Annotated in this window: 11 protein-coding genes and 1 pseudogene; 5 read left to right on the top strand and 7 right to left on the bottom strand. The window is 59.6% G+C overall.

Annotated features, from left to right (window positions below):
- Window positions 1-1,328 (top strand): annotated as a pseudogene (locus tag PMI26_RS30120) (hypothetical protein); the annotation flags it as partial.
- Window positions 1,329-1,516: 188 nt separating this feature from the next.
- Here the strand turns inward: PMI26_RS30120 and PMI26_RS10215 are convergent.
- The 5 genes from PMI26_RS10215 to PMI26_RS10235 form a co-directional block, all read right to left on the bottom strand.
- Window positions 1,517-2,284, bottom strand: a complete 768-nt coding sequence (locus tag PMI26_RS10215) for an SDR family oxidoreductase (RefSeq protein WP_007976320.1) — start codon at window positions 2,282-2,284, stop codon at window positions 1,517-1,519.
- A 136-nt stretch (window positions 2,285-2,420) separates the two neighbouring features.
- Window positions 2,421-3,488 carry a phosphotransferase family protein gene (locus tag PMI26_RS10220; RefSeq protein WP_007976318.1) on the bottom strand — a complete coding sequence of 356 codons (1,068 nt, stop codon included), beginning with the start codon at window positions 3,486-3,488 and terminating at the stop codon, window positions 2,421-2,423.
- A 144-nt stretch (window positions 3,489-3,632) separates the two neighbouring features.
- Window positions 3,633-4,598, bottom strand: coding sequence for a 2-hydroxyacid dehydrogenase (locus tag PMI26_RS10225; RefSeq protein ID WP_007976316.1), 966 nt, complete (start codon window positions 4,596-4,598; stop codon window positions 3,633-3,635).
- A 214-nt stretch (window positions 4,599-4,812) separates the two neighbouring features.
- A complete protein-coding gene (locus tag PMI26_RS10230; RefSeq protein WP_007976314.1) occupies window positions 4,813-5,421 on the bottom strand; it encodes a TetR/AcrR family transcriptional regulator in 609 nt (202 codons plus the stop codon).
- 27 nt (window positions 5,422-5,448) lie between these two features.
- Window positions 5,449-5,832, bottom strand: a complete 384-nt coding sequence (locus PMI26_RS10235; protein WP_007976311.1) for a tautomerase family protein — start codon at window positions 5,830-5,832, stop codon at window positions 5,449-5,451.
- Window positions 5,833-6,194: 362 nt separating this feature from the next.
- Here PMI26_RS10235 and PMI26_RS10240 point away from each other — a divergent pair, with 362 nt between their 5' ends.
- A complete protein-coding gene (locus PMI26_RS10240) occupies window positions 6,195-7,475 on the top strand; it encodes a serine/threonine transporter (RefSeq protein ID WP_007976310.1) in 1,281 nt (426 codons plus the stop codon).
- An 82-nt stretch (window positions 7,476-7,557) separates the two neighbouring features.
- On the top strand, window positions 7,558-9,210 hold the full coding sequence (locus PMI26_RS10245) for a SulP family inorganic anion transporter (protein WP_007976308.1): 1,653 nt from the start codon (window positions 7,558-7,560) through the stop codon (window positions 9,208-9,210).
- 174 nt (window positions 9,211-9,384) lie between these two features.
- Here the strand turns inward: PMI26_RS10245 and acnB are convergent, their stop codons facing one another.
- Window positions 9,385-11,985 (bottom strand): bifunctional aconitate hydratase 2/2-methylisocitrate dehydratase, encoded by a 2,601-nt coding sequence (gene acnB, locus PMI26_RS10250; protein WP_033048038.1) that lies wholly within the window; start codon window positions 11,983-11,985, stop codon window positions 9,385-9,387.
- A 454-nt stretch (window positions 11,986-12,439) separates the two neighbouring features.
- Between acnB and PMI26_RS10255 the strand changes: the two genes are divergently transcribed.
- Entirely contained in the window at window positions 12,440-12,910 is a 471-nt protein-coding gene (locus PMI26_RS10255; protein WP_007976303.1) for a DUF1289 domain-containing protein, read from the top strand.
- A gap of 111 nt (window positions 12,911-13,021) precedes the next feature.
- On the opposite strand, the gene PMI26_RS10260 is transcribed toward PMI26_RS10255, so the two are convergent.
- Window positions 13,022-13,885 carry a universal stress protein gene (locus tag PMI26_RS10260; protein WP_007976301.1) on the bottom strand — a complete coding sequence of 288 codons (864 nt, stop codon included), beginning with the start codon at window positions 13,883-13,885 and terminating at the stop codon, window positions 13,022-13,024.
- 162 nt (window positions 13,886-14,047) lie between these two features.
- Between PMI26_RS10260 and PMI26_RS10265 the strand changes: the two genes are divergently transcribed.
- Window positions 14,048-14,656: a tRNA-(ms[2]io[6]A)-hydroxylase gene (locus PMI26_RS10265; protein WP_007976299.1), complete on the top strand. Its 609-nt coding sequence runs from the start codon at window positions 14,048-14,050 to the stop codon at window positions 14,654-14,656.
- Window positions 14,657-14,770 lie beyond the last annotated feature (114 nt).

Raw genomic sequence — 14,770 nt, 5'->3', positions numbered from 1 at the left:
CCGCTGTATCAAACCCTTGGGAACTAGCCACGTTGTTGATCAACGGCAAGAAAGTGGAAAGGGGCGCAAAACCCGTTTTGCTCCGTGGGCAGGAGAACGAAGTGACAGTGGAGAATCCACCCGAGCTCGTCATGACGGTCAGGCTGGGACTGCCTGCGAATGGAGGTTTGAACATCGATGCATCGCCGGATTTTAAAGATTGGGTTGCCCCCAATAATGGCAAATTCACTTGGATAATTACACCGGAGGCTGACAAGAGCGGCCTTATCACCCTGGTTTTTTATAGCCGGGAAGTGGATCCGGTGTGGGATCACCGAAGCCTGGTGATTTCGAGCAACCTGGGCGATGAGGCTGAAGCCTTGATTGGCGGTGTACCCGTTCCTGTAGAGGGTAGCGATTTCAAAGTAGGGGACAGCTGGGTGCTAACGTTGGAAATCAAACCTGACAGCCCATTAAGATCTCTGCCAATTGCACTCAATTGTTCGACTATCGAGGGTCCTGACCTTGAATTGAAGAGCGAGCCTGATTTTCTTTTGCCGCAGACGGACTACGTGTGGACCGTAACTGGTGTGAAGGGCGATGGAGCCTTTCGGTTGAGCCTGCACGGCGACGGCATGACCGATGCCTTGGATCTGCCTATTTGCAGGTTGACCTCTGCAAGGCCTGTAGCGGACTACGTTAGCGTACAGATCGATGGCAAGCCGTTGACAAGCGGTCGGGACGCTCCTTTCACTTCATGGGGCCTGCATACGATCACACTCATGCCCAAACCCGGAGTCACTGTTCCCGACAAGGTCAAGCTGAAAGCGGACAGACCTGATTTTCTTTTGATAACACCCGGCCGTGAGGTTGCTCAGACTTTAGATCCCGTGAAAGGGGCTACCTGGGAATGCAGGTGTACAGGGTCAGGTGCGGAGCTAAGAAGTTTTATCGAGGCGTCGTTCGATAAGTTACCTTCTAGGCCTCTGGGCATAATGGGGGCGGTGACCCCAGGTAAATACGAATTGAGTTTCTTTGATGCAAGTGGGCAACATCCTTTTCCTCCTCCCAGCTCTGATGGTCCTCTTGTTGTCAAGGCCGGGGAACTTATAGGGCTTAACGTGAGAGTCAAGGATCTTCCAATTCAAAACCCGGTTGAAGGAGTAAGTGTCGTGTTTACGAAGCCCGATTTTGGCGATGAGACAGCAATATCCAATGCGTCGGGGAGGGCATCCTCTGTCAGTGGGGTTCATTATTCTCAATCTGGCAGGCTTGTCGAAATTGTCGCTAAAACGACCGAAGTAACAGGTCAAGTTTCCATGGCGCGATTGCAGATAAAAATTAGCTGACACGCTGCTGTATTGCCATTTGAAAAGTGCTCAAGGGGCTCCCCGTTTAACTGGAGCTCCACTGTGCGGCCTACGCACTTTGGTTCTGCGATGCCAGTGCCTCCCCCATGGCTGGGACTACATGCTCGATAGCTGCCGATAGCGACTTCAAGAACGCCATCGGCTGCTTTTTCAGTCAAAATACTCAATCAGGACAAGAACCCGCCATCCACATTCAACGAAACCCCAGTCGTATAACTGGAAGCATCACTCGCCAAATACAGCACCGCCCCCGCCATCTCACTCGGGTCCGCCACGCGCTTCAACGGAATCTGCTGCAGCGCCGTGTTCAAGATCGCCTCATTCTTCACCAGCGCCGAAGCAAACTTGGTGTCGGTCAGGCCCGGCAGCAGGGCATTGCAACGAATCCCGAACTGCGCGCATTCCTTGGCGAACACCTTGGTCATGTTGATCACCGCCGCCTTGGTCACCGAGTAGATGCCCTGGAAGATCCCCGGCGAAACGCCGTTGATCGACGCGACGTTGATGATGCTGCCACCACCGTTTTCGCGCATCAGCTTGCCGGCTTCGACCGACATGAAGAAGTAGCCGCGGATGTTCACGTCGACGGTTTTCTGGAAAGCGCTGAGGTCGGTGTCCAGGACGTTGCAGAATTGCGGGTTGGTCGCGGCGTTGTTGACCAGGATGTCGAGGCGGCCGAACTGTTCCTTGATGCCGGCGAAGACCTGGCTGATCTGTTCCATTTCGCCGATGTGGCAGGCGATGGCGGTGGCCTTGCCGCCGGCAGCGATGATGGCGTCGGCGACGTGCTGGCAGCCTTCAAGCTTGCGGCTGGAGACGATCACGTGGGCGCCTTGCTGGGCCAGCAGTTTGGCGATGGCTTCACCGATGCCACGGCTGGCACCGGAGACGAAAGCGATCTTGCCGTCGAGGTCGAACAACTGAGTCTTGGACATGGGATTCCCTTATGAAAAGTCTTGTTATCGAGTCAAATGCCGTGTGCGGCCAATGCTGTTCAGTTGAAGCCGGTCAGTGCGCGTTATCGTTCACGATCATCGCGAGCAGGCTCGCTCCCACAGGGATCGCGTACGGTCAAAGGCTGGATTTCTGGATGACCTGCAGGCTCATCTGCTCCAGCAGCTTGTTCATGTGAATGAACTGCGCGAAGCGTTTGTCCTGGGTCTGGCCGTGGTAGAAGCGGTAGTAGATCTGCTGCACGATGCCGGCCAGACGGAACAGGCCGTAGGTGTAGTAGAAGTCGAAGTTGTCGATCTGGATGCCCGAGCGTTGGGCGTAGTAATCGACGAACTCGCGGCGGGTCAACATGCCCGGCGCGTGGCTTGGCTGGCGGCGCATCATCTGCACCGGTGCCGGATCATCGGCTTCGATCCAGTAGGCGAGGGTGTTGCCCAGGTCCATCAGCGGATCGCCCAGGGTGGTCAGCTCCCAGTCGAGCACGCCGATGATCTGCATCGGGTTGGCCGGGTCGAGGATCACGTTGTCGAAGCGGTAGTCGTTGTGCACGATGCTGGAGGTCGGATGGTCGGCCGGCATCTTGTCGTTGAGCCAGGCTTTCACCTTTTCCCATTGTGGCGCATCGGGGGTCAGGGCCTTCTCGTAGCGATCGCTCCAGCCTTTGATCTGGCGCGCCACGTAGCCTTCTGGCTTGCCGAGGTCACCGAGGCCATAGGCGTTGTAGTCGACCTGGTGCAGTTCGACGAACTTGTCGATGAAGCTCTTGCACAGGGCTTCGGTTTTCGCTGAGTCCAGCCCCAGTTCCGGCGGCAGGTCGGAGCGCAGGATGATGCCGTTGACCCGTTCCATCACGTAGAACTCGGCACCGATCACCGATTCGTCGGTGCAGTGCACGTAGGCTTTCGGGCAGTACGGAAATCCGTCGCGCAGTTGATTGAGGATGCGGAATTCACGGCCCATGTCGTGAGCCGACTTGGCCTTGTGGCCGAAGGGCGGGCGACGCAGGACGAACTCCTGTTCGGGGTATTCCAGCAAGTAGGTGAGGTTTGAAGCGCCGCCCGGGAACTGGCTGATCTTCGGCAAACCGCTGAGCCCCGGTATATGGGCCTTGAGGTATGGATCGATCAGGCTGGCATCGAGCTCTTCGCCGGTGCGGATACGGGTGGACTGGTCAGTAAGCGCCATGCTTATCCCTTCTGCTTATTCTGGAGGCCTGAAACTATTGGCTAATCTAATGCGCACACCCCGCAGCCACAACCGCGATCGGCTCTTATAGGTGAGCGTGTTGCCGGCCAATCATTGTTTTTGATACAGCTGTTTGAATTGCCGTCAATGAACGACCCGGCTCCTGGCCGGCGGCAAGTCGATCGGCGTCAGCACCGGTTGGCTGGAGAAAAACGCCACGAGGTTCTTGCCCACCAGTTCGACGGTGCCCTGGGTGGCTTCCGGGGACAGTCCGGCGACATGGGGCGTGAGGATCACGTTGCTCAGGGTCTTGAGCGCATCCGGCACCTTCGGTTCGGCGTCGAACACATCCAGCGCGGCGCCGGCGATCCGGCGTTGCTCCAGGGCGGTGATCAGGTCAGCGGTGGCAATCACACTGGCCCGAGCGATGTTGACGATGAAACCTTGGGGGCCCAAGGCGTCGAGCACCTGGCGATTGATCAGGTGCTTGGTGCCCAGGCCGCCGGGCGTGGCGACGATCAGGAAGTCCGAGGCGCGCGCCAGTTCGGTCGGGGTCGAGCAGAACGTGTAGGGCACATCGCTGCGACGTTGGCGGTTGTGATAGCCGATGCTCATGTCGAAGCCGGCACCGGCACGTTTGGCGATGGCCATGCCGACCGCGCCGAGGCCGAGGATGCCCAGGCGCTTGCCGGCGAGGGAAGGGCGCATGATCTTCGGCCACTCGCCTCGCCGAACGGCGGCATCACAGCGGGGCACATCGCGTACCAGCGACAGCAGCAGCGCCATGGCATGGTCGGCGACGGACGAGGCGTTGACCCCGGCACCATTGGTGACGGTGATGCCCCGGTCGGCGGCGGCCTGCAGGTCGACGTGTTCATAGCCGGCGCCGATCACGCAGATGATCTTGAGTTTGGGCAGCGCGGCGATTTCATCGGCATACAGCCCCAATGGTCCACGGGTCAGGACGGCGTCGATCTGCCCGGCGTGGCGGGCGATGGCTTCGGCACGCTCGGCGGGCGTCGGGGCCAGTATCAGGTGGAAGCCCTGATGTTCGAGGATAGGCAGGTAATCATTGATGGTTTCAACCAGTACCAGAACGGTTACAGGCATGCTTGGCTCCCTGTGGGCATCGGAAAATCGGCTCGAACGTCGCTTGAGATTGCTGATTTCAGGATAGCTTGGCAACCGCCGGCGATCGCAGTCTGCGCCATTTCATGCGGAACTGCGTGTGTAGGAGCTGGCCTGCCAGCGATGGTCGTTAACGATAACGCGTGTGAGCTGGATGAACGCGGCGCACTGGAGTCCATCGCCAGCAAGCTGGCTCCTACAGTTTCCCGGGAATGCGTAAAGACGACGCTGAGAGTGCTGCCCGTGCAGCCTCGAGAATTTCATCCGACAGTGGATCGCCGCGGGTTGCCCGGGACAACATCAGCGCGCCGAACATCAGTGAATACTGCACCAACGCCTGCTGCCGTTTGTCGGCTTCGTCTTCGGTGTCGAGCAGTGAGCCCAGGGAGTCGAGCAGGTTGTTCAGGCCCTGCAGATAGGTTTGACGCAAACCGCTCTCGGCGGTCTCGTGGCACATGTCCCCGGCAAAGGCCACCACCGGGCAGCTGTCGCCCGGATTGTCCCGGCTTTCGCTGGACAGGTACGTTCCGACCACGGCGCGGCGGGCGGTGTCCTTGCTCTCCTGATCGGCCACCCGTGCTTGCCAGCGTTGCGCGGCCTGCTCGAAGGCCCGGCCACTGGCCTCTTGCGCCAGGGCTTCGCGGGATTCGAAGTGCCCGTAGAAGCCGCCGTGGGTCAGGCCCGCGGCGGCCATCACATCGACCACACTGATCCCGTGCAAGCCGCGTTCGCGGAACAGCCGCGTGGCGGCATCGACGATGGTCTCGCGGTTGAGGTCGGCTTGTTTGCGGGAAACGCGGGGCATGGGGCTTTCTCGGTTGCAGGTTGAATATCAGAGGGCGTATTGGGCAATTCCGTTGCCGAACGACCAGTTCTCTTTTTTGACTTCCACCAGATTGATGAAAACATCCTCCAGGCGCACGTCCAGCTCTGTGTGAAGGCTTTCGGCGATGGTTTTGTAGAGGCGTTTTTTCTGCTCGACGGTTCGCCCTTCGCTCATGGTGATCTGGATCACCACCAACTGGTCCGTGCGGTCGATACCCAGGTAACCGGGATCAAAGATGAAATGCTGCTCATCGTGTTCGGCGAGTATCTGGAAATTATCGTTCTCCGGCACGCCGATGGTGCTGTGCATGGCGGCGTAGATCAGTTGGCCGATGCGTTTGGCGTGGGTGGGGTCCTGATGTTTTTTGATGTCGACGCGAACCAGTGGCATGGGAAGACTCCAGGAGGAATGCAGGTTGTTTAAAAATACATGATGGTAGACCTTTATCAAGTGCGGATGATGAAATGCCGATGGCGATCTCGAAAACAAACAGAAAACCTGTAGGAGCGGGCTTGCTCGCGAAGACGGCGGCACATTCAGCATTGATGTGTCTGACACACCGCTTTCGCGAGCAAGCCCGCTCCCACAGGATTTTTTCGTCAATCTGGTACCGCCGTTCCTCACCTAAGTCTTTGCTTCTGTTCACTAATCCTCCAGAATCGCGCCCCTGTTCCGGTCAGGGCGCTGCCTGTCGGGTATTCCGACGCGTTCTGACCGGGTGGCAAGTGACCGGAATGTGGAGATCCCACCGGATGAATGATCAGGCCAATAGCGTCAACAAACGCTATGTAGCAGCAACACCCGCAACGCTTTCGAGCTGGAATCGCCAGGACACCACGTGGATGCTGGGCCTGTTTGGCACGGCGATTGGTGCGGGCACCCTGTTTTTGCCGATCAATGCGGGCCTCGGCGGTTTCTGGCCGCTGCTGATCCTGGCGTTGCTGGCGTTCCCGATGACGTTCTACGCGCACCGCGGGCTGACCCGCTTTGTGTTGTCCGGTCGCGAAGGCGCCGACATCACGGAAGTGGTGGAAGAGCATTTCGGCATCAAGGCCGGTGCGCTGATCACCTTGCTGTACTTCTTCGCCATTTTCCCGATCCTGCTGATCTACAGCGTGGCCCTGACCAACACCGTGGGCAGCTTCCTCGAGCATCAACTGCACATCACGCCGCCACCGCGCGCCGTGCTGTCGCTGGTGCTGATCCTCGGCCTGCTGGCGGTGGTGCGTTGCGGTGAGCAACTGATCGTCAAGGCCATGAGCCTGATGGTCTATCCGTTCATCGTCGCCTTGCTGTTCCTGGCGGTGTACCTGGTTCCGCACTGGAACGGCGGCATCCTGACCACCGCCAGCAGCGTGCCGGCACCCTCGGCGCTGTTGCACACCCTGTGGCTGGCGATTCCGGTGATGGTGTTCTCGTTCAACCACTCGCCAATCATCTCGGCCTTCGCCGTGGACCAGAAGCGTCGCTACGGGGAGCATGCCGAGGAGCGCAGCTCGCAGATCCTGTCCCGCGCCCACTTGTTGATGGTGGTGATGGTGCTGTTCTTCGTCTTCAGTTGCGTGCTGACCCTGTCGCCAGCGCAACTGGCTGAAGCCAAGGCGCAGAACCTGTCGATCCTGTCGTACCTGGCCAACCACTTCAGCAACCCGACCATCGCCTTTGCGGCGCCGTTGATTGCCTTTGTGGCCATTTCCAAGTCGTTCCTGGGGCACTACATCGGCGCCAGCGAAGGTCTCAAGGGGCTGATCGTCAAGAGCGGCAAGCGTCCGTCCGCCAAGGCCCTGGACCGCATGACCGCCGCGTTCATGCTGGTGGTGTGCTGGATCGTCGCCACGCTGAACCCGAGCATCCTGGGCATGATCGAAACCCTTGGTGGCCCGGTGATCGCGGCGATCCTGTTCCTGATGCCGATGTACGCCATCCGCAAGGTGCCGGCGATGGCACGCTATCGCGGTCAGGCGTCCAACGTTTTCGTGACGGCGGTGGGCCTGGTGGCGATTACCGCGTTGATTTATTCGTTGAGCGCGTAACGCTGCGATCTTTTGATTTTCAGCTACAGTGGCCGCTGCACGTGATACGTGCAGCGGCTTTTTTTCGCCTGGAGACATTCGATTGTCGAGCGCCCCCAACGCAACCCCCACCGAGCAACCCAAGCGCTGGCAGGACCTGTTGGCCGGGTTGTCGATAGCCGGCCTGTTGTTGCCCGAAGCCGTCGCCTATTCAAGCATCGCCGCAGTGGCGCCCCAGGCCGGGGTGATCGCCCTGTTTGCCGGGTTGCTGTGTTATGGCCTGTTCGGCACCAGCCGTTTTGCCATTGTCTCGGCCACTTCATCCTCCGCCGCCGTGCTGGCCGCCGCGACCGCCACCCTGGCCAATGGTGACCCTGAGCTTCGCTCGACCCTGGCCATCGGCCTGGTACTGGTGACCGGGGCGTTTTTCCTGTTGGCCGGGCTGTTCAAGCTCGGCAGCGTGACCTCGTTCATCGCCAAGCCGGTGCTGCGTGGTTTTGCCTTTGGCCTGGCGTTGACCATCATTCTCAAGCAGGTCGCCAGCGTGGTAGGCGTGCATCTGACCGAAGCCAACCTGGTGGGTTTTCTGCCGCAATTGCTGGCACAACTGCCGCAATGGAACTGGGTCGCAGCCACGGTCGGCGCCGTGGCATTGGCCTTGTTATGGCTGTTCGCGCGGTTCCGGCGCCTGCCGGGTGGTTTGCTGGTGGTGGTGATCGGCATCGCGGCGGGGCAGTGGCTGGACCTGCCGGCCTATGGCGTGAAACTGATCGGCTTGATCGACCTGAGCCTGGAGGTGCCGAAGCTGCCGGTACTGCCGTTTGCCGACTGGTTGCGTCTGGGTGAGCTGGCGTTCGCCATGGTGATGATTCTGTATGCCGAGTCGTATGGCTCGATCAGTGCCTATGCGCTCAAACACGGTGATCGCGTCACCTCGAACCGCGACCTGCTGGCGCTGGGTGCTTCCAACCTGCTGTCCGGTCTGTTCCACGGCATGCCGGCGGGCGCGGGGTATTCGGCGACGTCGGCCAATGAGGCCGCCGGTGCCACTTCACGCCTGGCCGGTATCGTGGCGGCGCTGGTGGTACTGCTCATTGTCCTGACGGTGCTGCCGTACATCGCCCTGACACCGGAACCGATTCTCGCCGCCATCGTTATCCATGCGTTGGGGCGTGGCTTGAGCCTGCAACCGCTGGGACGCTATTTCATCTGGCGCCGTGACCGCTTGCTGGTGATCTGCGCCGTGGGTGCGGTATTGCTACTGGGTGTGCTGGACGGCTTGCTGGTGGCGGTGGCGATCAGTGTGTTGCTGATGCTCAAGCAACTGTCGGCGGCGGATATCCAGATTCTCGGGCGCATCGATGGCGGTCACGACTTTGTCGACCTGCAACGCCATCCAACGGCCCAGGCCGTGCCTGGCGTGTTGATTGTGCGGCCGGTTGAAGCGTTGTTCTTTGCCAATGTCGAGCGGATTCTCAGCGCTGCCTTGCACTTGATCCGGCATTCGCAAACGCCGATTCATACGGTGATTCTCAGCCTGGAGGAGTCGCCGGATCTGGATGGCACCAGCATTGAGACGTTGCAGGGATTTTTCGTGCATGTGCATCAGGAAGGCCAGAGCCTGATCCTGGCGCGTCTGAAGGACGAGGCACAAGCGGCGTTGGCGACGTTGCCGCAGGTGGGGGCTAACGGGGTGGTTTTGAGCGGGCTAAGTGTTGATGGTGCAGTGCAACAAGCCCTAAAGCTGAACGTATAACCCTGTGGGAGCGGGCTTGCTCGCGAAGAGGGAGTGTCAGTCGGTATTTGTATGGACTGACACGCCGCTTTCGCGAGCAAGCCCGCTCCCACAGGAATTTGGGTGTTTGAACTGGATGCATAAAAAAACGCCGCTCATCTCACGATGGGCGGCGTTTTTCATTGCGTTGCAACGTTAGGCTTGAACGACCGGGATGTTGGCGTTCGCAGCAGCTTCACGGAACTCGGCGATCTGGTCGAAGGACAGGTAGCGGTAGACATCGGCCGCCATGCTGTCGATCTTGCCAGCGTATTCCATGTACTCCTCGACGGTCGGCAGGCGACCCAGGATGGAAGCCACGGATGCCAGCTCAGCCGAAGCCAGGTAGACGTTCGCGCCGTCACCCAGACGGTTCGGGAAGTTACGGGTCGAAGTCGACACGACAGTCGAGTTCGGCTCTACACGTGCCTGGTTACCCATGCACAGCGAGCAGCCCGGCATTTCCATGCGCGCGCCGGCCTTGCCGTAGATGCCGTAGTAGCCTTCTTCGGTCAGTTGGTGAGCGTCCATCTTGGTCGGCGGCGACAGCCACAGACGGGTTGGCAGCTGACCCTTGACCTGTTCCAGCAACTTGCCGGCAGCGCGGAAGTGACCGATGTTGGTCATGCACGAACCGATGAACACTTCGTCGATCTTCTCGCCAGCAACGCTGGAGAGCAGGCGGGCGTCGTCCGGGTCGTTCGGCGCGCAGAGCACAGGCTCCTTGATGTCGGCCAGGTCGATCTCGATGATTTCGGCGTACTCGGCGTCCTTGTCCGCTTCCATCAGCTCAGGGTTGGCCAGCCAGGCTTCCATCGCCTGGGCACGACGCTCCAGGGTACGGGCATCGCCGTAGCCTTCGCCGATCATCCAGCGCAGCAGGGTGATGTTGGACTGCAGGTATTCGGCAATCGACTCTTTGGACAGCTGGATGGTGCAACCGGCAGCCGAACGTTCAGCCGAGGCGTCGGACAGTTCGAACGCTTGCTCGACGGTCAGCTTAGGCAGGCCTTCGATCTCCAGGATGCGACCGGAGAAGGCGTTCTTCTTGCCTTTCTTCTCTACGGTCAGCAGGCCAGCCTGGATCGCGTAGTAAGGAATGGCGTGAACCAGGTCACGCAGGGTGACGCCTGGCTGCAGTTCGCCCTTGAAGCGAACCAGGACCGACTCAGGCATGTCCAGCGGCATGACGCCGGTGGCTGCGGCGAACGCGACCAGACCGGAACCGGCCGGGAACGAGATGCCGATCGGGAAACGGGTGTGGGAGTCACCACCGGTACCGACGGTGTCCGGCAGCAGCATGCGGTTCAGCCACGAGTGGATGATGCCGTCGCCCGGACGCAGGGAAACACCGCCGCGGGTCATGATGAAGTCAGGCAGGGTGTGGTGGGTGGTCACGTCGATCGGCTTTGGATAAGCCGCGGTGTGGCAGAAGGACTGCATCACCAGATCGGTCGAGAAGCCCAGGCACGCCAGGTCTTTCAGTTCGTCACGGGTCATTGGACCTGTGGTGTCCTGGGAGCCCACGGTGGTCATCTTCGGTTCGCAGTAGGTGCCCGGACGAACGCCGGTCACGCCGCAAGCCTTGCCGACCATTTTCTGCGCCAGGGTGAAACCCTTGGTGCTTTCAGCCGGAGCTTCAGGCTTCTTGAACAGGGTCGAAGGTGGCAGGCCCAGCTCAGTGCGAGCCTTCTCGGTCAGGCCACGGCCGATGATCAGCGGAATACGGCCGCCGGCACGAACTTCGTCCAACAGGACCGGGGTCTTCATTTCGAAGGTGGTCAGGACTTCGTCGGTGCCGTGCTTGCAGACTTTGCCAGCATGCGGGTACAGGTCGATCACGTCGCCCATGTGCATGTTGGAAACGTCGAATTCGATTGGCAGTGCGCCAGCATCTTCCATGGTGTTGTAGAAGATCGGAGCGATCTTGCTGCCGAAGCAGAAACCGCCGGCACGCTTGTTCGGCACGTAAGGAACGTCGTCGCCGAAGAACCACAGTACGGAGTTGGTGGCCGATTTACGCGAAGAACCGGTACCGACCACGTCGCCGACGTAGGCGATCGGGAAGCCGGCGTTGCGCATTTCTTCGATCTGCTTCATCGGGCCGGTGACGCCTTGTGCGTCAGGCACGATGCCGTCGCGAGCCATTTTCAGCATGGCCAGGGCGTGCAGCGGGATGTCCGGACGGGACCAGGCATCAGGCGCAGGGGACAGGTCGTCGGTGTTGGTTTCGCCGGTGACCTTGAACACGCGCAGGCTGATCTTGTCGGCCAGGGTCGGGCGCTTCACGAACCACTCGCCGTCAGCCCAGGATTGCAGCACGCCTTTGGCGTGAACGTTACCGTTCTTGGCTTTTTCAGCGACGTCGTGGAAGGCATCGAACATCAGCAGGGTGTGCTTGAGTTCTTCGGCGGCTACTGGCGCCAGTTCGGCGTCGTCCAGCAGGTTCACCAGGGTCACGATGTTGTAGCCGCCCTGCATGGTGCCGAGCAGTTCAACAGCGCGCTTCTTGTCGATCAGGGGGGAGTTGGCTTCGCCTTTGGCGATGGCGGACAGGAAGCCGGCCTTGACATAGGCTGCTTCGTCCACTCCAGGCGGAACGCGATTGGTGATCAGGTCAACGAGGAATGCTTCTTCGCCAGCCGGGGGATTTTTCAGCAGCTCGACCAGGCCTGCAGTTTGTTCGGCGTTTAGCGGCTGGGGAACGATACCCAGTGCTGCGCGCTCTTCGATATGTTTGCGGTAGGCTTCAAGCACAGTTATTACCCTCATCAGTGGTCCCAAATGGGTGTCCGGGACGCTCATCCCGAAATTGCCGTACTCATGCGCTGCATGGCGTTGTGAGCCACTTAGCCAGAATTACCGACAATTCCTTACAGAAGCTGCTTTCAAAGTTTTACGCCTGCAGAACGGGAGCTGATGAGGGTTGGCGTTGGGCTTTTCCCCGCTGGAAAAACCCCTCGCCAACACCGCTCTGAAGGAACGACTGTGCTCGTGACGCTTTGAAAACAGCTTCTAACGGACATTGGCGCCTAAAAAGGCAGGCTGATTCTACGGCAAAAAAAAATTTAAGGTAAGTCGGGTTTTATTGGACTTTGGTGGCGGCCGCTAAACGCCGATTTAGCCATGGCCCTGAACTTTGAGGGGTGATCAATGGTGGACAAAGGTCTAACATGCCGGCCTGTTCTGCTTTTTCGCGTTTTGCCTACCTATGCCCAATCAGACCATCAAGACGCCGTGCGTCGGCCTTTGCTCCACTGTTTACGGTGACCTGGTGTGCCGTGGCTGCAAGCGTTTCCACCACGAAGTGATCCACTGGAACGGTTACAACGAGGAGGAAAAGCGCGCTGTATGGCTGCGTCTTGAGCAATTGCTGTCGCAAGTGATGGCCGCCAAGGTGGAAGTTTTCGATCCGGCGCAGCTGCGGATGCAGCTGGAGCAACGCAAGATCCGTTTCGTACCCCATCAGTCAGAATATTGCTGGGCCTACCAGTTGATCGCCCGGGGGGCGCGGGTGATCAACAACCTGGAAGCCTACGGGATGGTGTTGCTGCCGGAGTTTCGCGACTGGAACCTGCCGGAACTGCGCGATGCCATTGATCGGGAGTTTTTCCTGCTCTCCGAGGCGCACTACCAGCGCTACATAGCGCCGGGGTTCCTCAAGGACGCGTTTGAAGGCTGATTTTTAAAAGCTTCGCGAGCAAGCCCGCTCCCACAGGGGATTTGCGTCGTTCACAAATCCTCTGTGGGAGCGGGCTTGCTCGCGAAGACGGCCTTTCAATCACCACCTATCTCAATACTTGCCGGCAATCTCCTCGAGATGATCCTCGATCTCCGTCGGCTTGAGCACCAGCACATCGCTCTCGACCGCATCGAGCACCACTTCCGCCGTATTGCCGATCAACGCGCCTGACAACCCGCTACGGGCCACGGTGCCGATGACGGTCACGGCCGCCTGCAGCTTGTGCACCATGAACGGAATCAACACGTCCGCCGGGCCTTCCTCGATGTGCAGGTGTTCATCGTCGATGTCGTACTCGGCCTGGAACGACTTGCATTGCTCGCGGTAGCGCGCCTGGATGGTTTCGCTGAGTTGAAACGTCGGGTCGGCCGACGACAGCATCGGCGACGGGTGGGCGCTGATCACGTGCAAACGGGCCTTGGCCAGGGTTGCGATTTCATAACCATGATTGATGATGGTGTCGTGCAGGTGGCGGTGTTCGAGGTCGGTGTTGCCGACGTCGACAGCGGCCAGGATCACTTTGTCTTTCCATGAGCCAGCGGTTTTCACCAGCAGTACCGGGGAAGGGCATTGGCGCAGCAATTTCCAGTCTTCGGGTGTCAGCAGGGCCTTTTTCAAGGCGTTGTCGGGAAAGTGCTGCTTCACCACCAGACCGCAGCCTTCGGCTTGCTGAACCTCGACAATGGTTTGATGCAGGCTGTGGTTCCAGGCTTGCTCGGTGGTGACGCTGTAGCCGTCCTCCGTCAAAGCGGCCTTGAGCACACCCAACAGGCCACTGTGATCATGCTTGGGGTCGCATACCAGCAGATGCAACTGCGCCTGGGTCACCCCGGCGATCAGCTTCGCCCGTTTGAGCGCCAGGCTTTCGGAGTGTTCGGGGTCGATGACCACCAGAATGCTGCGTACGGCTTGCATGAGTGCGATCTCCTGAAAATTAAAAAGCACGGCGTTGCACAACTATAGTTGCTGCCTGCGATTCGGGGACTTGATGCATATCAACGGTTGGCGACTGGTGGTCTGCGGGCAGGCCGGTATAATCGGCGCCCTTCGTTTTGAACCTATTTGTCCGTGAGCCCCATGATCCTTCCCGAAATTCACGAGTTCCTTGGCTGCCGCACCCCCGACGGCTGGGTTCAAGCCGCGCTGGCCGATCAGGAAACCTTGCTGATCGACCACAAGAACTGCGAATTCAAGGCCGCCAGCACCGCGTTGAGCCTGATCGCCAAGTACCATTCCCACGTCGACCTGATCAACATGATGTCGCGCCTGGCCCGGGAAGAACTGGTGCACCACGAGCAGGTCATGCGCCTGATGAAGCGCCGCAAGATTGCCCTGCGCCAGCTGTCCGCCGGGCGTTATGCGTCGGGCCTGCGCAAGGTGGTGCGCAGTCACGAGCCGGTGAAGCTGGTGGACACTTTGGTGGTGGGCGCCTTCATCGAGGCCCGCAGTTGCGAGCGTTTCGAAGCGCTGGTGCCGCATCTGGACGAAGAACTGGGCAAGTTCTATTTCGGCCTGCTCAAGAGCGAGGCCCGGCATTTCCAGGGTTACCTGAAACTGGCCTACCAGTATGGCGACGCCAGGGACATCGCCCAGGTGATCGACAAGGTCCGCGCCGCCGAACAGGAACTGATCGAATCCCCGGATGTGGAATTCCGTTTCCATAGCGGCGTACCGGCTGCAGCCTGATCAGCTGGTGTGGTTCCGACGCGCTCCCACAGAGGATCTCATAAACGCCGGGATCCAGTGTGGGAGCGGGCTTGACTGACTGGCTTTAGCCTTTCTGGCCGGTTTTTTGTCAGG

Origin of the sequence: Pseudomonas sp. GM33 (assembly GCF_000282295.1) — a bacterium.
In the GTDB taxonomy this organism is placed as follows: Bacteria; Pseudomonadota; Gammaproteobacteria; order Pseudomonadales; family Pseudomonadaceae; genus Aquipseudomonas; species Aquipseudomonas laurylsulfatiphila.
Note: the sequence above shows the minus strand (reverse complement) of the source record. Positions and strands in the feature narration are given on the sequence as shown.